The following is a 17,401-nucleotide window of genomic DNA, read 5'->3' as shown; positions in this document are numbered from 1 at the left end:
AGCCTCCCTGATCGGCGTTGACGTGCGCGCCACTTTAGCGTTAAACAGGTCGTCATGAGCGGCACCGACGCCCCCCAGCACCCCCTCGCCACCGGCCCCGCCCCCGACGGCGCCGCCGACCCGCGCGCCGTCGTCCAGGGCGACCACTGGCGCGTCACCGTCCTCGCCGACGGGCTGATGCGGCTGGAGTACGCCGAGGACGGCCGGTTCGAGGACCGCCCCAGCACCTTCGCCCGGCGCCGCGCGCTGCCGGTGCCGGAGTTCCGGGTGGTCGACCGCGGGCACGTGGTCGAGGTCGTGACGTCCCGGCTCCGTCTGGTCTACGACCGCGGGCCGTTCAGCACGGCGGGCCTGTCGGTGGAGGTGAGCGGCGGCGTCAGCGCGTACCACTCGGTGTGGCGGTACGGGCAGCCGGCGGAGGGCCTCGGCGGCACGGCGCGCACGCTCGACGAGGCGGACGGCCGGGTGCCGCTCGAGGGCGGCGTGGTGTCCCGGCAGGGCTACGCGGTGCTCGACGACTCGGCGTCGATGGTGTTCGAGCCGGACGGCTGGGTCGCCCCGCGGGACGGCTCCCGCCAGGACCTCTACGTGTTCGGCTACGCGCACGACCACGCCGAGGCGCTGCGCGCGTTCCACGCGGTGTCCGGCCCGGTGCCCGTGCTGCCGCGGTGGGCGCTCGGCACCTGGTGGAGCCGGTTCCACCGGTACACGGCCGAGGCCTACCGGGAGGTCGTCGAGCGGTTCGCCGCGGAGCGGATCCCGCTGTCGGTGTCGGTGCTCGACATGGACTGGCACGTCACGGAGGTCGACCCGGCGCTGGGCTCGGGCTGGACCGGGTACACGTGGAACCGGGACCTGTTCCCCGACCCGCCCGCGCTGCTCTCGTGGCTGCACGAACGGGGCCTGCGGGTCACGCTCAACGTGCACCCCGCCGACGGCGTGCGGGCGCACGAGGACGCCTACGCCGCGATGTGCGCGGCGCTCGGCCGGGAGCCCGACGGCGACCCGATCGCCTTCGACGTGACGGACCGGGAGTTCCTCGCCGCGTACTTCTCGGTGCTGCACCGCGGGCTGGAGCGGGACGGCGTCGACTTCTGGTGGGTCGACTGGCAGCAGGGCGCGCACTCGCGGGTCGCGGGGATCGACCCGCTGTGGATGCTCAACCACTTCCACTACCTCGACAGCGCGCGCGACGGCCGGCGCGGGCTGACGTTCTCCCGGTACGCCGGGCCGGGCAGCCACCGGTACCCCGTCGGCTTCTCCGGCGACACGGTCATCACCTGGGACTCGCTCGCGTTCCAGCCGGAGTTCACCGCGACCGCCGCGAACGTCGGCTACGGCTGGTGGTCGCACGACATCGGCGGGCACTACTTCGGCGTCCGGGACGAGGAGCTCGCGACCCGGTGGGTGCAGCTCGGGACGTTCTCGCCGGTCCTGCGGCTGCACTCCTCGGACAACCCGTTCACCAGCAAGGAGCCGTGGTCGTTCGGGCCGCACGCGCGGCAGGTGCAGACGGCGTTCCTGCAGCTGCGGCACCGGCTCGTGCCGTACCTGCACACGATGAACCACCGGGCCGCGTCCGAGTCGGAGGCGCTGGTCCGCCCGCTGTACCACGCGTGGCCCGACCGCGAGGAGGCGTACGACGCCCCGCAGCAGTTCCTGTTCGGCTCGGAGCTGCTGGTGGCGCCGGCGACGACCCCGACCGACCCCGTCACCCGGGCCTCGGCCGTGCGGGCCTGGCTGCCGCCGGGCACCTGGGTCGACGTGCTGACGGGCGCGGTCTACGACGGCGACCGGCTGCTGGACCTGCACCGGCCGCTCGACACGATCCCGGTGCTGGCCCGGCCGGGTGCGATCGTGCCGCTCGACGGCGCCGAGGTGCCGGGCAACGACCCGGTGAACCCCGCGCACCTGGAGCTGCTGGTCGTGCCCGGCGCCGACGGCGCGTTCACGCTGGTCGAGGACGACGGGGCGGGCGACGGCACCGACCCCGCGGGGATCGCGCGGACGGCGCTGGCGTGGGCCGACGGGACGGGGACGCTGACGGTCGGGCCGGTCGCGGGCGCCGCGGCGTGCGTGCCCGCCGAGCGGGACTGGACGCTGACGCTGGTGACGGCGGGGGCGACGGCCGAGGCCGCGGCGCGCGTGACGGCCCGGGTCGGCGGCGCGCCCGTCGCCGCCGGGACCCGCGTCACCGACGACGGCCGGCTGCGCGTCGACGTCCGCGGCGTGCCCGCCGGCGCCCGGCTCGAGGTGACGTGCGGCACGGTCCCGCTCGCCGGCCCGGCGGTCGACGACGAGGTGCTGCGGGTGCTCCGCGGGGCGTGGACCGAGAACGCGCTGCTGACCCGCGCCCTGGCCGCGGCGACGTCGGACCGGCCGCTGCACGTGCGGCTGTCCCACCTGGAGGCGCTGGGCCTGCCGCCGTCGCTGCTGTCCGCGCTGCGCGAGGTGCTGCTGGCCCGCGGCTGAGGCACCGCGGGTGTCGGTGGGGGCGCCTAGGCTTGGCCCTGCCATGACGTCGCTCTTCGAGAACCTCCCGCTGCCAGGACTCGCCCTCTCCGACCTCGGTCGCCTGCCGGCCGCCGTGCCGCCGCGCGGTGACCAGCCCGGCGACGGCGCCGGCGCGGGCGAGGCCCCCGACGCGCCCGGTGACGGCGACGACCGCCGCGGTACGCGCGGCCGCGCCCCGTCGATCGACGCGGACGCGCTGCTGGTCGGCCTCAACCCGCAGCAGCGGGCCGCGGTGCTGCACCACGGCGGGCCGCTGCTCATCGTCGCGGGCGCCGGCTCGGGCAAGACCCGGGTGCTCACCCACCGCATCGCGCACCTGCTGGCGACCCGGCAGGCGCGCGCGGGGGAGATCCTCGCGATCACCTTCACCAACAAGGCCGCGGCCGAGATGCGCGAGCGCGTGGCGTCGCTGGTGGGCCCGTCCGCCCGGATGATGTGGGTGTCGACGTTCCACTCGGCGTGCGTGCGGATCCTGCGGCGCGAGGCCGCCACGCTCGGCCTGCGGCAGTCGTTCTCGATCTACGACTCCGCCGACTCCCAGCGGCTGCTGAGCCTGGTGGCGCGCGAGCTCGACCTGGACCCCAAGAAGTACCCGCCGAAGGCGCTGCAGTCCAAGATCTCCAACCTCAAGGACGAGCTGGTCGACCCCGACGCGTTCGCGGCCACCGCGAGCGGCTCGAACGACTTCGACCAGGCGCTGGCGCAGGTCTACACCCGGTACCAGCAGCGGCTGCGCCAGGCGAACGCGCTCGACTTCGACGACCTCATCATGACGACGGTCAACCTGCTGCAGGCGTTCCCCGCGGTCGCCGAGCACTACCGCCGCCGGTTCCGGCACGTGCTCGTCGACGAGTACCAGGACACCAACCACGCGCAGTACGTGCTCGTGCGCGAGCTCGCCGGCGCGGGCACCGACGCCCAGGACCTGCCGCGCGGCGAGCTCACGGTCGTCGGCGACGCCGACCAGTCGATCTACGCGTTCCGCGGTGCCAGCATCCGCAACATCATGGAGTTCGAGGCCGACTACCCGGACGCGACGACGATCCTGCTCGAGCAGAACTACCGCTCGACCCAGACGATCCTGTCCGCCGCGAACGCGGTGATCAGCAAGAACCCGGGACGCCAGGCCAAGCGGCTGTGGACCGACTCCGGCTCCGGGCCGAAGATCGTCGCCTACGTCGCGGACAACGAGCACGAGGAGGCGCGGTTCGTCGCGGAGGAGATCGACCGCCTCGGCGACTCCGCCGGAGTCCGCCCCGGCGACGTCGCGATCTTCTACCGGGCCAACGCGCAGTCCCGCGCGCTGGAGGAGGTGCTGATCCGCGTCGGCCTGCCGTACAAGGTCGTCGGCGGCACCCGGTTCTACGAGCGGCGCGAGATCAAGGACGCCGTGGCGTACCTGCGCGCGGTCGCCAACCCCGACGACGACGTCAACCTGCGCCGGATCCTCAACGTGCCCAAGCGCGGGCTCGGCGACCGGTCCGAGGCGATGGTCGCGGGCCACGCGGAGCGCGAGCGGATCTCGTTCGGTGCCGCGCTCGAGCGGCTGGAGGACGTGCCCGGCCTCGGCACGCGCGCGGTCACCGGCCTGCGGTCGTTCGCCGAGATGATGGCCGACCTCCGCGCGCTCGCCGACTCGGGCGCCGGCCCGGCCGAGATCCTGTCCGTCGTCCTCGACCGCAGCGGCTACCTCGCCGAGCTGCGCGCGAGCGAGGACCCGCAGGACCAGACCCGCGTCGAGAACCTCGCCGAGCTGCACGCGGTGGCCTCGGAGTTCGAGCAGTCCGACCCCGACGGCGACCTCGCGGACTTCCTCGAGCGGGTGTCGCTGGTCGCCGACTCCGACCAGATCCCGTCCGACGACGGCGGCGACGACGAGGACGGCCAGCCGAAGCCGGACCAGGGCGTCATCACGCTCATGACCCTGCACACGGCCAAGGGCCTGGAGTTCCCGGTCGTGTTCCTCACCGGCATGGAGGACGGCACCTTCCCGCACATGCGGTCGCTGGCCGACACCGACCAGCTCGCCGAGGAGCGCCGGCTCGCGTACGTCGGCCTGACCCGCGCGCGGCAGCGGCTGTACATCTCGCGCGCCGCCGTCCGCACCGCGTGGGGCGTGCCCAACGAGTTCCCGCCGAGCCGGTTCCTCGACGACCTGCCCGAGGACCTCATCGACTGGCGGCGGCGCGAGTCGTCGAACGACCGGCTGCGCGGCCCCGGCGGGTTCCTCGGCGGTCGGTCGGGCTACTCCTCGGGCGGCGGCTACGGCGACCGGTCGGGCTCCGGGTCCGGCACCACGCCGAGCTGGAAGAAGAGCTCGGCCGCGTCCCGCGCCGGCGAGCCGCCCCGCAAGGCGCCCGGGTCCGGCGGCGCGACGTTCGGCTCGGCGACCCCGCGCCCGGACGCGGCCATCCCGACGCTCACGGTGGGGGACAAGGTCACCCACGACGCCTACGGGCTGGGCACCGTCGTCGCGGTCGAGGGCGGCGGGCCGAACGCGGTCGCGAAGGTCGACTTCGGCACCGAGGGCACCAAGCGGCTGCTGCTGCGGTACTCGCCGGTCACCAAGCTCTGACCCGCCGGGCCGCCGGCCGCGACCCAGCCGCGCGGCGACCGCCGCCGGCCGCGACGACCGCGGTCCGGACGGGTGATCCCGCCGGTCCGGCGGGCGGTCGCGCGCCTGCCACCTGCGCATCTCGGGCATGATCGGCGCATGCGCAGCCCGATCTTCGACCAGGCCCACAACGAGGTGCAGTCCGCCGAGCGGTTCGCCCTGCAGAGCACCAAGATGCTCAAGGTCACGCTCGGCCCCGACGTGCTCGCCGCGAAGGGCGCGATGGTCGCCCACCAGGGGCAGGTGCAGTTCCACCACGAGTCGTCGGGCTCGCTCGCCCGGTTCGTCAAGCGCGCGATGAGCGCCGACGACCAGCCGCTCATGCGGGTGTCCGGCCCGGGCGAGGTGTTCTTCGCGCGTGCCGCGGAGCACGTGTTCCTGCTCCAGCTCGAGGGCGACGCGATCAGCGTGGGCGGCTCGTCGCTGCTGGCGTTCGACGCGGCGCTGCAGTGGGACATGCACCGGACCAAGGGCGCCGGGATGATGACCGGCGGGTTCTGGAACACCCTGATCCAGGGGCAGGGCACCGTGGCGCTGACCTCGCACGGCCAGCCGATGATCCTCGACTGCTCCCAGCAGCCCACGTTCGTCGACCCGAACGCCGCGGTGTGCTGGTCGGCGAACCTCACGCCGGGCGTCGTGTCGAGCATGAACGTGAGCTCGCTGCTGCGCGGCGGCACCGGTGAGGCGTTCCAGTACGCGTTCCACGGCCCGGGCTTCGTCGTCGTCCAGCCCTCCGAGGGCTACCCCGTCCCGACCGCCTGACCGCCGTGGTCGTCCCGATCCCGACGGACCGCCCCGCCCGTCCGAGCCTCGCCCGCCAGTGGGCGCTGCGCCTGGCCGCGGCGGCGGTGTCCGCGTTCTACGGCCTGTACCGGCTGCACCCCGCGCTGTGGCGGTTCACCGCCCGGCACTACCGCCCGTCGATGGAGCGGTTCGCGCGGCTGCACGCCTGGATGATGTGCCAGTACGCCTACCTGGACGTGCCCGCGTACCGCGACTTCCTCACCGAGAAGGGCTTCCGGTTCCGCTGGTGGCGGCTCGACGCGTACGCGCCCACCTCCAAGAAGGACTACGTCGACCGGTACACCGAGGACGACCGGTGCTGGAACGGCCGGATCGAGACGGTCGGGACGGTCGTCGACGAGTCGAGCGGGTCCTCGGGCAAGCCGTACAACTGGATGCGGTCGCGCCGCGAGCTGCGCACCGTGCACCGCAACGTCGCCGGCTACGTGACGATGCTGTTCGGCAGCCGGCGCCTGTTCGCGATCAACGCGTTCTCGATGGGGGCGTGGGCGACGGGGACGAACACCGGCATCGCGATGGCCAAGATCGCGATGGTGAAGAACACCGGGCCCGACGTCGACAAGATCGTCGACACGCTCCGGCACTTCGGCCCGCGGTACACCTACGTGCTCAGCGCCTACCCGCCGTTCCTCAAGCACCTGCGGGACCGGCTCGACGCCGAGGGGTTCGACTGGGACCGCTACGACCTCAACGGCTTCGTCGGCGGCGAGGCGCTCACCGAGGGGCTGCGGGACTACCTCGAGGAGCGGTTCGCGCGGATCTACTCCGGGTACGGCGCCTCCGACCTGACGATCGGCATGGCCGGCGAGACCGACCTGGCGGTGTGGCTGCGGCGCTCGCTGCTCGCGCACCCCGGCCTGCGCGCGTCGGTGCTCGGCGACGACGAGCAGCGCACGCCGATGATCCTGCAGTACAACCCGCTGGAGACGTTCCTCGAGACGACCGACGACGGCGAGCTGCTGGTCACGCTCAACTCGACGTCGATCATGAGCCCGAAGCTGCGGTACGACATCGGCGACGAGGCGCGCCTGGTCACGTTCCCGGAGATGCGCGCGCTGGTGGCCCGCTACCCGCGGCTGGCGTTCGGGTTCGACCGGGCGTTCGCGACCCAGCGGATGCGGCTGCCGTTCGTGCTGCTGTTCGGCCGCAAGGACTCGACCGTGTCGTACATGGGCGCCAACATCTACCCGCTCGACGTCGAGAACGGGCTGTACCTCGACAACCCGCACGCCTCGGCGATCGAGTCGTTCCGGCTCGGGCTGGTCGAGATCGGCGGGCAGGAGCAGCGGCCGGTCATCCACCTGGAGCTCCGCGCCGACGCCGCTCTGGACGACGGGGAGCGGGACGCGCTGGCCCGGCGGTCCGCCGAGGGCGTGCTCGCGCACCTCGCGTCGGTGTCGCGCGACATCGCGCAGTCGCTCGAGGAGGACGAGGCCGCGCGCGACATCCGGGTGCAGGTGCACGACCACGGCACCGGCCCGTTCGCCGGCGGGCACCGGAAGATCAAGAACGTGTACGTCGTGGACCCGGGCGACCGGGGCGCCGCGGAGGCGACGGCCGGGGACGGCGCGGCGGGCGCGTCCTGATGCGGACCTCGGACTTCAGCCGGACGCCGCCGCTCGGGCGGGCGGAGGCGCTGGTCGTCACGGACCGGGTGCGGTCCGCGGCGGGCGCGCCGGGGATGGTGCGGCAGCGCCGGTTCCGGGAGCGGGACCTGCCGGGCGGCGTCGCGCGGCGGCGCGGGGTGCTGGCGTTCTTCGCGACGCTCGCGGACGCCGAGCGGTTCGCCGCGGACGCCGAGCGGTCCGCCGCGGGCACGGGGGGCGGGTTCGCGCACGTCTACGCGGCGGAGCCCGAGGGGTACAGCAACGGCGTCTGGCGGGCCGAGGACCGGTCCATGGCGCACGTCGAGCGGTTCGCCGCGCTGTCCGGGGAGGTCCGGCGCGGGGTCGAGCCGCCGCGGGTCGCGGAGGGCGGCGACGGCGCGCCGGGGTACCCGCGACGCCCGGGCGGGAGCTCCGGCCGGCGCGAGGGCGGCGGCCGCCGTGGCCGCGCGACCGGCGCCGACCGTCCCGCCGGGGCCCGCGGACCGCGCGCGCACCCCGGCCTGGCCGATGCCCGCGCCATGTTCGTCGGCGCCACCCGGTACACCGGCCCGCTGGCGTGGCTCGCGCTCGCCCGGACCTGGTACCCGATGGTGGCGAAGATGCAGCGGCTCCGCGGGTTCCGCTGGTACGCCGTGTACTGGTCGCCGCCGTTCACGCTCGGGACGCTCGCGTTCTTCTCCGGTCGCGACGAGCTGCTGGCGTTCGCCCGCATGCCCGAGCACCGGGACCTCATGCGGTGGATCACCGACGGCGAGCGGTGGGGGACCGGCGGGTACATCCGGCTGCACGGGCGGGTGGACGCCGCCGCCCGCTCCGCCGCCGCGGACCCCGCCGACCCCGACGCGGACCCCGTCGACGCGGACCCGGCCGACGACGCGGGTGGCACCGCGTGAGGGTCGAGGTCGTCGCGACCCGCCGCCAGCTGCGCGAGTTCCTCCGGCTGCCCCTCGACCTGCACCCGCGCGACCTCGCCGTCCCGCTGCAGGCGCCCACCGTCCGGTCGTGGTGGCGCGGGACGTCGCCGCACCCCGGCGGACCCGTCGAGCTGCTGCTGGCCCGCGACGACGCAGGCGTGGTCGTCGGGCGGACGACCGCGCACCGGGACGCCCGGCTGGACGCGAAGCTCGGGACGCGGGCGCTGCTGTTCGGGGCGACGGAGTTCGCGGACGCGACGGCGGCGGGCGCGCTGTTCGCGGCGCTCGAGGCGCGGGCCACCGGCGAGCGCGAGCTGATCGGCCCCGTGTCCCTGCTGCCGAACCAGACCGGCGGCGTGGTCACGTCGGGGTGGGCGGAGCGCGGCTTCGTCGACTCGCCGTGGAACCCCGCCCACGTGCCGGGGGTCTACGAGGCGGCGGGGTTCCGCCGCTGGCACGAGGCGGACACCTGGGTGGCCGACGTGCGGCCGGTCGACGCGCCGACCGCGGCCGAGTGGGCGGCCGTGGGTGTGCGGCCCGAGCACGGGTCCCGGCGGGCGATGGGCCGGCTGGTCCCCGAGCTGCTCGACCTGCTCAACGCCTCGTTCGCGGCGCTGCCGTACTACACGCCGATCACCCCGGCGGAGATGCGGGCGGCGACGGACGGGCTGGCGTGGCTGCTGGACGAGCGCCTGCTGCTGCTCGCCCGGGACGAGGACGGCGCGGCGGTGGCGTTCGTGCTCGCGGTCCCCGACATCACCCGGTTCCTGCAGGCGACGGGTGGTCGGCTCGGGCCGGTCGAGCAGCTCCGGCTGCTCGCCACCCGCGGGCGCTACCGCGAGGACGCGGTCCTCGTCATCCAGGGCACCCGGCCCGACCGGCAGGGCGAGGGGATCCTCACGCTGCTCAGCCGGGAGCTGCACGCGGGCCTGCACGCCGGCGGCTACCGGCGGCTGCGCATGACCTCCGTCGGCCGGGACAACCCCGCGTCGGCGCGGCAGTCCGAGCGGTTCGGCGGGCGCCCGCTGCACGGACTCACCTTCTACCGGCGGCCCGTGCCGCAGGAGCGTGCATGAGCGACGAGACCCTGCTCGCCGACCTGGTGGCGCTCGCCGCCCGGGCGCCGAGCCCGCACAACACCCAGCCGTGGGCGCCCCGCGTCGTCGTCGCCGGCCCGGACGGCCCCGGCGTCGAGGTCGCCGTGGTCCCCGGCCGCACGCTGCCCGCCGGCGACCCGACCTTCCGGGACGTCCTGCTGAGCCTCGGCGCGTGGGTGGAGTGCGCGGCGGTCGGCGCGGCCGCGGCCGGGCGGGAGCTGGTCGTCGAGCCGCTGCCCGCGCTGCGCGCGCTGGACGCGCTGCCGGTGCGCGGGCCGGCCGACCCGGAGCGGCCGGTGCTGCGGGTACGGCTCGGCGGCGCGGCCACCGGCTCCCCGGCCGCCACGCCGGCGGACGTGCGGGAGCGCGCCGTCTACCGCGGCGACCTGGCGGGCGACCCCGCCGTGTACGACGACCTGCCCGCGGGCACGCTCGCGCCGGGACTCCGCCTGCGCGCGGTCGACCCGGCCGTGCTCGCGCGGCTGGTGCGGTGGGGCGGCGTCGGCACGCTCGCGCGCCGGCCGGTCGCGGAGGAGCTCCTGCACTGGCTCCGGCTCAGCCCGGAGCATCCCGGCTACGCGCGCGACGGGCTCAGCGACCGGGTGCTGCTCGTGCCGCCCGCGCTCGCCCGGCTCGGGGCGCCCGTCACGCGGCACCTGTGGCTGCGCGACCCGGCGCTCGGGGCGCTCGGGGCGGTCGCGCGGGTGGCGGACGCGGCGCTGACGGCACGAGCGCGGGCGCGGGGCGGCGCCGGGGTCCCGGCGCCGGAGCGCGGGGTGCACCACGTGCTCGTGGCCGACGCCTCGGTGGACGCGCGCGAGCGCGGCGGGCCGGCGCGCGCGCCGGTGCTCGACGGCCGCACCGGGCTGCCGGAGGAGCGGGTGCTCGACGCCGGCCGCAGCCTGCAGCGGCTCTGGCTGCACGCGCACCGTGCGGGCCACGCGGTGTCGCCGCACTCGGAGGTCGTCGACGTCCCGGGCCCGCACGCCGCGCTGCGCCGGCACCTGGGCCTGCGCCGGTCCGAGGTGGCGCTCGCGGTGTTCAGCACCGGCCGCCCGCTGGGCGAGGTCCCGCGCGCCCCGCGCCTGCCGGCCTGACGCGCCGGCGTCCGCGCCGAGTGAGCATCGGACACGTCGGAGGTCGCGCCCGGCCTCAGCCGATGCGCTGCGACAGGTCGACGGCCTCGGCGAGCGTGAGCCACGGGGCCTGGCGCCGGACCTCGCGGACCGCGGCGACGTGCCCGCCCTCGCTTCGCAGCGCCCGGACCCGAGCCACGTCGAGCGGGGGGTTCGTGCGCAGCGCCGGGTCCGCGGGTGCGAGCCGGTCGGCGCGGCGTCGGTCGCGCGCCTGCAGGGCCCAGCCGGCGAGCGCCATCGCCAGGCCGACGACCAGCAGCGCCACCCCGGCGCCGATGCTGACCCGGAGCGTCACGACCAGCAGCACCGCGAGCAGCGGCACCCCGATGACCAGCGGGACGACCCACCGCAGCGTGCGGGTGCGCCGGGCGCGGGCGTCGGGGGTCAGGCGCGGGTCGCTCACCCGGCCACGGTAGCCGCCCGGCGCGTGCCTCCCGGAGGCGGGTCCGCCTCGAGAGAGCACGCGACACGTCGAGAGAGCATCCACTGGATGCTCTCTCGACGTGTCGGGTGCTCGTTCGGCGGGGCGCTCGCGGCGCTCGCGGCCGCGCGCGCCGCGCCGTCGCGCCGGGTGGGGGCCGCCGCGGACCGCGCCGGGTGGGGCCGCCGCGGACCGCGCCGCGTCGGGCTGCCGCGCCCGACCCGGCGGGTCAGGCCGCCGCCGCGCCGCCCAGGCGGGCCGTCACGTCCGCGGCCAGCGCGGCCGGGTCGACGCCGGCGCGGCGCAGCAGCGCGTGCCCGTCGGTGTCGGACAGGCGGACGACCGCGAGCAGCACGTGCCCGGCCTCGATGCGCCGGTGCCCGAGCCGGACCGCCTCACGCAGCGCGACCTCGAGCGTCTTCTTCGCGTCCCGCGTGAACGGCAGGTGCCCCGGCGACCGCCGGCCGCCGCCGCGCCGCGCGCGGTCGGCCCGGTCGAGGGCGCCCGCGCCGAACACGGTGTCCGCCCGACGCCGGACGGCGTCGAGGTCGATCCCCAGCGCCGCGAGGGCCGCCGGGTCGAGCCCGTCGCCGTCGAACGCGTCGAGCAGCGCCGCCCTGCCGGCGCCGTGCGCCGCCAGCGCCGCGGCCGCGGGGTCGTCGACGGACGCGACCGCCACGATCAGGTGCGCCGGCGTGATCCGGGCGTCGCCGAGGTCGCGCGCGACCTCCTGGGCCTGCACGACCGCGGCGCGGGCGCCGCTGGTGAACCTCTCGAACATGGTCGTCTCCTCTCGCTGGGTCCCGGCGGGGTCAGTCGCGCCGGTGGTGCTTCTGGTGGACGGCCTGCCGGCTCACGCCGAGGGCGTCCGCGATGTCCTGCCAGGACCAGCCGAGCTCGCGGGCCCGGCCGACCTGCAGGGTCTCCAGCCGGTCGGCGAGCACCCGCAGCGAGCGCACGGCGCGCAGGCCGGTCGCGGGGTCGTCGGCCGTCGCCGCGGCGAGCGCGCCGTCGGCGGAGTCGGTGGTGGGGTCGGTGCCGGTCATGCGTCAACTCTGCTTGACACTGCGGCGCAGTGTCAAGAGAGGTTGACGCCGGCCGTGCGACCTGGGTCACATATCTCGACGTGGAGATAAAGCTCCGGCCGCGGGCTACGATCGTCCGCGGCAGAGCAGCCAGCCCCCTACGGGACCGCAGGGCGAGGGAAGGACCGCAGCAGGTGGACCTGTTCGAGTACCAGGCACGTGACATCTTCGAGCGGCACGGGGTACCCGTCCTGGGAGGGATCGTCGCGACGACGCCCTCCGAGGCGCGGGCGGCGGCCGAGACCCTGCTGGGCGCCGACGGCGCGACCGGCGTGGTGGTCGTCAAGGCGCAGGTGAAGACCGGCGGCCGCGGCAAGGCCGGCGGCGTCAAGATCGCCCGTTCCGCCGAGGAGGCCGAGCAGCGCGCCGGCGAGATCCTCGGGATGGACATCAAGGGCCACACCGTGCACCGCGTGATGATCGCCGCCGGCGCGAGCATCGCGAAGGAGTACTACTTCTCCCTCCTGCTCGACCGCGCGGAGCGGCAGTACCTCGCGATGGCGAGCGTCGAGGGCGGCATGGAGATCGAGCAGCTCGCGGTCGAGCGGCCCGAGGCGCTCGCGAAGGTCCCGGTGGACCCGCGGACCGGCATCGACCAGGCCAAGGCCGACGAGATCGTCGCCGCCGCCGGCTTCGACGCGGAGATCGGCCCGAAGGTCGCCGCCGTGCTCACGAAGCTGTGGGACGTCTACCGCGAGGAGGACGCCACGCTCGTCGAGGTGAACCCGCTCGTGCTGACCGAGGCCGGCGAGGTCGTCGCGCTCGACGGCAAGGTCACGCTGGACGGCAACGCCGACTTCCGGCACGAGGACCACGCCGCCCTCGAGGACGCCGCCGCGGCGGACCCGCTCGAGGCGCGCGCCAAGGAGAAGGACCTCAACTACGTCAAGCTCGACGGCGAGGTCGGCGTCATCGGCAACGGCGCGGGGCTCGTCATGAGCACCCTCGACGTCGTCGCGTACGCCGGGCAGCAGCACGGCGGCGTGAAGCCGGCGAACTTCCTCGACATCGGCGGCGGCGCCTCGGCCGAGGTGATGGCCGCGGGCCTGGACATCATCCTGTCCGACCCGCAGGTGAAGTCCGTGTTCGTCAACGTGTTCGGCGGCATCACGGCGTGCGACGCGGTCGCCAACGGCATCGTCGCGGCGCTGGGCATCCTGGGCGACGAGGCGACCAAGCCGCTGGTCGTGCGCCTGGACGGCAACAACGTGCTCGAGGGCCGCCGGATCATCCGGGACGCGGCCCACCCGCTCGTCACGCTGGCCGAGACCATGGACGGGGGCGCCGCCGAGGCCGCCCGCCTGGCCGCCACCGCCTGACCGACCGCAGCGACGCGAGAGACGAGAGACAACCCACCATGGCGATCTTCCTGACCGCGGACTCCAAGGTCATCGTGCAGGGCATGACCGGGTCCGAAGGCAGCAAGCACACCACCCGCATGCTGGCGTCGGGCACCACCGTCGTCGGCGGCGTGAACCCGCGCAAGGCGGGCACCAGCGTCGAGTTCCCCCGCGGCGACGGCTCCGGCCTGACCGTGGCGATCCCGGTGTTCGGCTCGGTGGCCCAGGCCGTCGAGGCGACCAAGGCCGACGTGTCGGTCATCTTCGTGCCGCCGGCCTTCACCAAGGCGGCCGTCATCGAGGCCGTCGACGCCGGCGTCCCGCTGATCGTGATCATCACCGAGGGCGTCCCGGTCGCGGACACCGCCGAGTTCTTCGCCTACGCCCAGGCCAAGGGCGTCCGGCTGCTCGGCCCCAACTGCCCGGGCCTCATCAGCCCCGGGAAGTCGAACGTCGGCATCATCCCGTCCGACATCACCGGCCCCGGCCGGATCGGCCTGGTGTCGAAGTCCGGCACGCTGACCTACCAGATGATGTACGAGCTGCGGGACCTCGGGTTCTCGACGGCGGTGGGCATCGGCGGCGACCCGATCATCGGCACGACGCACATCGACGCGCTCGCCGCGTTCGAGGCCGACCCCGAGACCGACCTGATCGTCATGATCGGCGAGATCGGCGGCGACGCCGAGGAGCGGGCCGCGGCGTACATCACCGAGCACGTGACCAAGCCGGTCGTCGGCTACGTCGCGGGCTTCACCGCCCCCGAGGGCAAGACGATGGGCCACGCCGGCGCGATCGTGTCCGGCTCGGCCGGCACCGCGCAGGCCAAGAAGGAGGCCCTCGAGGCCGCCGGGGTGAAGGTCGGCACCACGCCGACCGAGACGGCCGAGCTGGCGCGCGCGCTGCTCAGCTGACCGGCGCACCGCACCGCGACGGGCGCCGCACCCTCCCGGGGGTGCGGCGCCCGTCGCCGTGCCCGGGGCCGCCGAGCTCGCCGGTTGCGCGGGTCCCACCCCCTGCGGAACCGGCGACCTCGCGCGGAACCGGCGAACCCGCGCGCGCCGGTGCGCCGGCGTGGGCGCGCCACCTAGGTGGTCGTCCGCCAGCCCTGCGCGCCACTCAGATCGGCGGTGAGACGGGGCCGTTCGTCGCTCCGTAGGTGCTGACCGGGACCGGGGTCGGCTGCGGGGTCCCTAGGGTGCGTGACGCGACGGCGCCACCGCGCCGGACCGCGCCGGCGCCCGCACCCCCGGGGCGCCGGACCTCGCCGTGACGAGCAGGTGATCGCGTGAGCCTCCGCACCCCCCGCCGCATCCTCACCGTGGGCCTCCTGGCCGTCGCCCTCGCGCTGCCGGGAGCCGTCGCCGCCGGGGCCGACCCCGGTCGGGGCACCGGGGGCCCGTCGGCGGTGTCGCCGGCGCGCGGACCGGTCGGCGGCGGCACCGAGGTCGCGATCGAGGCCACCGACCCGCCGGCGTTCGTGCAGGTGTCGACCGGCGACGCGCACACCCTCGCGGTGACGGCCGACGGGGTGGTCCACGCGTGGGGCACGGGCGGGCTCGGGCAGCTGGGCCTCGGTGACGTGACCGAGGCGCTCGAGCCGACCCCGATCGACCGCGCGGCGTTCGACGGCGACGACGTCGTGGAGGTCGCCGCCGGCGCGGACCACTCGATCGCGCGGACACGCGGTGGCGCCGTCTACACCTGGGGTGGGAACTGGTACGGACAGCTCGGCCTCGGCCCCGGGGCCGGCCTGGGCGGGAGCGCGACGCCCGCGCGGGTGGCGCTGCCCGCCGGCGCGGGGGCGGTGGTCCAGGTCGACGCGGGCCAGCACTTCGCCGTCGCCGTGTCCGAGACCGGGGTCTACACCTGGGGCCGCGGGCAGTTCGGACGGCTCGGCACCGGGAGCCTCGACGACGTGCGGACACCGACGCTGGTCGCGGAGCAGCTCGGCGGGTCCCCGGTCGCGCAGGTGTCGGCCGGCCGGGCCACCGTGATCGCCCGGACCGCGAGCGGCGTCGCCTGGGCGTGGGGAGGGAACGGGAACGGTCGCCTCGGGGCCGGGATCCACGGGGACTCCGTGCACCCGGTCGAGGTCGACACCTCCGGCGCGCTGTCGGGCCACCGCGTCGTCCACGTGGCCATCGGGATCAGCGCCGCGTACGCCGTGACCGAGGACGGGTCGATGGTGGCGTGGGGGAGCAACACCTACGGGCAGCTCGGCACCGGCGAGGTCGGCCTGTCGACGAACCCCGCACCGCTGGCCCTGGACCTCGACGCCGTTCCGTCGGGGGCGCGCATCGTCGAGGTGGCGGCGACCCACCGGATCGCGCTCGCGCGTGACGCGGAGGGCCGCGTCTACGGCTGGGGCGACTCCAGCGACGGGGTCCTCGCGGGTGGCCGGGACGCCACCCGGCCGACCGTGCTGGAGTACGACGGCGAGCTCCTGAGCGGCGTGACCGTCCTCGCCATGGGGCCGGTGGAGCACACGTTCGGGCAGCGCCGCGCGTTCGCCGTCACGGAGGCCGGCGACGTGCTGGCGTGGGGCACCGGGCACGTCGGGCAGCTCGGGCTGGGCGCGCCGGCGGACCAGCAGGTCGAGGCGCCGCGCTCCGTGCACACGGCGATGACCGAGGTCCGGTTCGGCGACGCGGCCGCGGCCGAGGTGCGACGCGTGGGTGCCGTCGTGCACGCGGTCACGCCGCCGCACGCCGCCGGTGCGGTCGACGTCCACGTGCGCACGGGCGGGACGACGCTCACCCACCCCGGCGCGTTCGCCTACGGCGTGGCCCCCGCCCTGGTCGGGCAGCCGGACGTCACCACCGCGGCGCGCCCGGGGGAGGAGGTCGTGCTGACCGCAACCGCGTCGAGCTCCGCCGTCCTCGCGGTGGAGTGGCAGGTCGAGGGCGCGGCGGGCGGCTGGGCCGACGTCGATGCCGAGCCTGAGCTGAACGTGGACGGGACGACCTGGACGACCCGGCTGACCGTGACCGCACCGGACGAACCCGAGGCGGCGGCCCGCTACCGGGTGGTGCTCACCAACGACTTCGGCACGGTCACCGCGCACCGGGCTGTCCGCTCGGTCACCTGCCCGACGATCGTCGGCGCACCGCACGCCGCGGTGGCCGGGGAGCCGTACGAGTTCGCCTTCGGCCTGGGCCCCGGCGCGGCCGAGGCGCGGCTCGCCGCCGACGGCGGCCCGCTGCCGGAGGGCCTCGCGCTGTCGGTCTCCGGGGTGCTGTCGGGCACGCCGACGACCCCGGGCACCTACCCCCTCCGGGTGCTGGCCGACGACCCCGCGGTCTCCGCCGAGTGCGGGGTGGCGACGGTCGACGTGGAGCTCGTCGTCCACGAGCCGGTGACGCTGGCCGGCGACCCGCCGCCTGCCGAGGTGGGGGTGGCGTACTCCTACGCGTTCACGGTGGGCGGCACGCCGGAGGCGACGCTGTCGGTCGCGTCGGGCACGCTGCCGCCGGGGCTCGCGCTCGACCCGGGCGGCACGGTCGCCGGTGTCCCGGTCCAGGCGGGCGACTTCGCCGCGACGATCGCGGCGTCGAACGGGGTCGGAGCCGATGCGCGGATCGACGTCGTCGTGCGGGTCGAGCCGGCGTCCGGTCCCGGGCCGGGCCCGGGCCCTGGGGCCGGGGCCCCCCGAGCCGGAGCCGACGTCCCACCGTCCGTCGAGCGGGACGGGCGCGACCTCGCGGCCACCGGTGCCGGTGCGGCGCTCCGCGGTGCGGTGCTGGCCGCGACGCTCCTCGTGCTCGGCGGTTCCGCGTGCGCCGCGGTCCGGCGCCGCCGCGGCCGCGCCTGACCCGGGGGCGCGGACCGCGGGCGCGGCCACCGTCGCCTCGCGTGGGCCGGTC

At 76.0% G+C, this 17,401-nt stretch carries 13 protein-coding genes; 10 read left to right on the top strand and 3 right to left on the bottom strand.

Going from position 1 to position 17,401, the window contains the following annotated elements; translation table 11 throughout:
• The first annotated feature begins 54 nt into the window (after nucleotides 1–54).
• The 7 genes from Cpa01nite_RS03430 to Cpa01nite_RS03400 all read left to right on the top strand — a co-directional run bounded on the left by Cpa01nite_RS03430 (nucleotide 55) and on the right by Cpa01nite_RS03400 (nucleotide 10,650).
• Nucleotides 55–2,472 (top strand): glycoside hydrolase family 31 protein, encoded by a 2,418-nt coding sequence (locus Cpa01nite_RS03430; RefSeq protein WP_203667354.1) that lies wholly within the window; start codon nucleotides 55–57, stop codon nucleotides 2,470–2,472.
• A gap of 43 nt (nucleotides 2,473–2,515) precedes the next feature.
• Complete coding sequence (pcrA, locus tag Cpa01nite_RS03425; protein ID WP_203667353.1) at nucleotides 2,516–5,089, top strand: DNA helicase PcrA; 2,574 nt, start codon at nucleotides 2,516–2,518, stop codon at nucleotides 5,087–5,089.
• 138 nt (nucleotides 5,090–5,227) lie between these two features.
• The gene (locus tag Cpa01nite_RS03420; protein ID WP_203667352.1) at nucleotides 5,228–5,893 is read left to right on the top strand and encodes an AIM24 family protein; all 666 of its coding nucleotides are present in this window, start codon (nucleotides 5,228–5,230) and stop codon (nucleotides 5,891–5,893) included.
• A gap of 5 nt (nucleotides 5,894–5,898) precedes the next feature.
• Nucleotides 5,899–7,521, top strand: a complete 1,623-nt coding sequence (locus Cpa01nite_RS03415; RefSeq protein ID WP_239068487.1) for a phenylacetate--CoA ligase family protein — start codon at nucleotides 5,899–5,901, stop codon at nucleotides 7,519–7,521.
• Nucleotides 7,521–8,435: a hypothetical protein gene (locus tag Cpa01nite_RS03410; RefSeq protein WP_203667351.1), complete on the top strand. Its 915-nt coding sequence runs from the start codon at nucleotides 7,521–7,523 to the stop codon at nucleotides 8,433–8,435. Before Cpa01nite_RS03415 ends, Cpa01nite_RS03410 begins: the two co-directional genes overlap by 1 nt.
• Entirely contained in the window at nucleotides 8,432–9,532 is a 1,101-nt protein-coding gene (locus tag Cpa01nite_RS03405; protein WP_203667350.1) for a hypothetical protein, read from the top strand. Before Cpa01nite_RS03410 ends, Cpa01nite_RS03405 begins: the two co-directional genes overlap by 4 nt.
• The gene (locus tag Cpa01nite_RS03400; RefSeq protein ID WP_203667349.1) at nucleotides 9,529–10,650 is read left to right on the top strand and encodes an amino acid adenylation domain-containing protein; all 1,122 of its coding nucleotides are present in this window, start codon (nucleotides 9,529–9,531) and stop codon (nucleotides 10,648–10,650) included. The genes Cpa01nite_RS03405 and Cpa01nite_RS03400 overlap by 4 nt, the downstream gene beginning before the upstream one ends.
• 55 nt (nucleotides 10,651–10,705) lie before the next feature.
• Here the strand turns inward: Cpa01nite_RS03400 and Cpa01nite_RS03395 are convergent, their stop codons facing one another.
• The 3 genes from Cpa01nite_RS03395 to Cpa01nite_RS03385 form a co-directional block, all read right to left on the bottom strand.
• The gene (locus Cpa01nite_RS03395) at nucleotides 10,706–11,092 is read right to left on the bottom strand and encodes a hypothetical protein (RefSeq protein ID WP_203667348.1); all 387 of its coding nucleotides are present in this window, start codon (nucleotides 11,090–11,092) and stop codon (nucleotides 10,706–10,708) included.
• 247 nt (nucleotides 11,093–11,339) lie between these two features.
• Complete coding sequence (locus Cpa01nite_RS03390; RefSeq protein WP_203667347.1) at nucleotides 11,340–11,891, bottom strand: Clp protease N-terminal domain-containing protein; 552 nt, start codon at nucleotides 11,889–11,891, stop codon at nucleotides 11,340–11,342.
• A 31-nt stretch (nucleotides 11,892–11,922) separates the two neighbouring features.
• Nucleotides 11,923–12,156 (bottom strand): helix-turn-helix domain-containing protein, encoded by a 234-nt coding sequence (locus Cpa01nite_RS03385; protein WP_203667346.1) that lies wholly within the window; start codon nucleotides 12,154–12,156, stop codon nucleotides 11,923–11,925.
• Between the two features lie 173 nt (nucleotides 12,157–12,329).
• Here Cpa01nite_RS03385 and sucC point away from each other — a divergent pair, with 173 nt between their 5' ends.
• The 3 genes from sucC (at nucleotide 12,330) to Cpa01nite_RS03370 (ending at nucleotide 17,349) form a co-directional block, all read left to right on the top strand.
• Nucleotides 12,330–13,514, top strand: a complete 1,185-nt coding sequence (gene sucC / locus Cpa01nite_RS03380; RefSeq protein WP_203667345.1) for an ADP-forming succinate--CoA ligase subunit beta — start codon at nucleotides 12,330–12,332, stop codon at nucleotides 13,512–13,514.
• 38 nt (nucleotides 13,515–13,552) lie between these two features.
• Entirely contained in the window at nucleotides 13,553–14,449 is an 897-nt protein-coding gene (sucD, locus tag Cpa01nite_RS03375; protein ID WP_147794277.1) for a succinate--CoA ligase subunit alpha, read from the top strand.
• A gap of 374 nt (nucleotides 14,450–14,823) precedes the next feature.
• On the top strand, nucleotides 14,824–17,349 hold the full coding sequence (locus Cpa01nite_RS03370; RefSeq protein WP_203667344.1) for an RCC1 domain-containing protein: 2,526 nt from the start codon (nucleotides 14,824–14,826) through the stop codon (nucleotides 17,347–17,349).
• Nucleotides 17,350–17,401 lie beyond the last annotated feature (52 nt).

The organism is Cellulomonas pakistanensis (assembly GCF_016862755.1).
Classification (GTDB): domain Bacteria; phylum Actinomycetota; class Actinomycetes; order Actinomycetales; family Cellulomonadaceae; genus Cellulomonas; species Cellulomonas pakistanensis.
The sequence above is the reverse complement of the archived record's forward strand: the minus strand, read 5'-3'. Positions and strand labels throughout refer to the sequence as shown.

Coding starts and splice junctions, on each gene's coding strand:
- Cpa01nite_RS03430 (WP_203667354.1), top strand. CDS start 55: ATGAGCGGCACCGACGCCCCCCAGCACCCCCTCGCCACCGGCCCCGCC.
- pcrA (WP_203667353.1), top strand. CDS start 2,516: ATGACGTCGCTCTTCGAGAACCTCCCGCTGCCAGGACTCGCCCTCTCC.
- Cpa01nite_RS03420 (WP_203667352.1), top strand. CDS start 5,228: ATGCGCAGCCCGATCTTCGACCAGGCCCACAACGAGGTGCAGTCCGCC.
- Cpa01nite_RS03410 (WP_203667351.1), top strand. CDS start 7,521: ATGCGGACCTCGGACTTCAGCCGGACGCCGCCGCTCGGGCGGGCGGAG.
- Cpa01nite_RS03400 (WP_203667349.1), top strand. CDS start 9,529: ATGAGCGACGAGACCCTGCTCGCCGACCTGGTGGCGCTCGCCGCCCGG.
- Cpa01nite_RS03390 (WP_203667347.1), bottom strand. CDS start 11,891: ATGTTCGAGAGGTTCACCAGCGGCGCCCGCGCCGCGGTCGTGCAGGCC.
- Cpa01nite_RS03385 (WP_203667346.1), bottom strand. CDS start 12,156: ATGACCGGCACCGACCCCACCACCGACTCCGCCGACGGCGCGCTCGCC.
- sucD (WP_147794277.1), top strand. CDS start 13,553: ATGGCGATCTTCCTGACCGCGGACTCCAAGGTCATCGTGCAGGGCATG.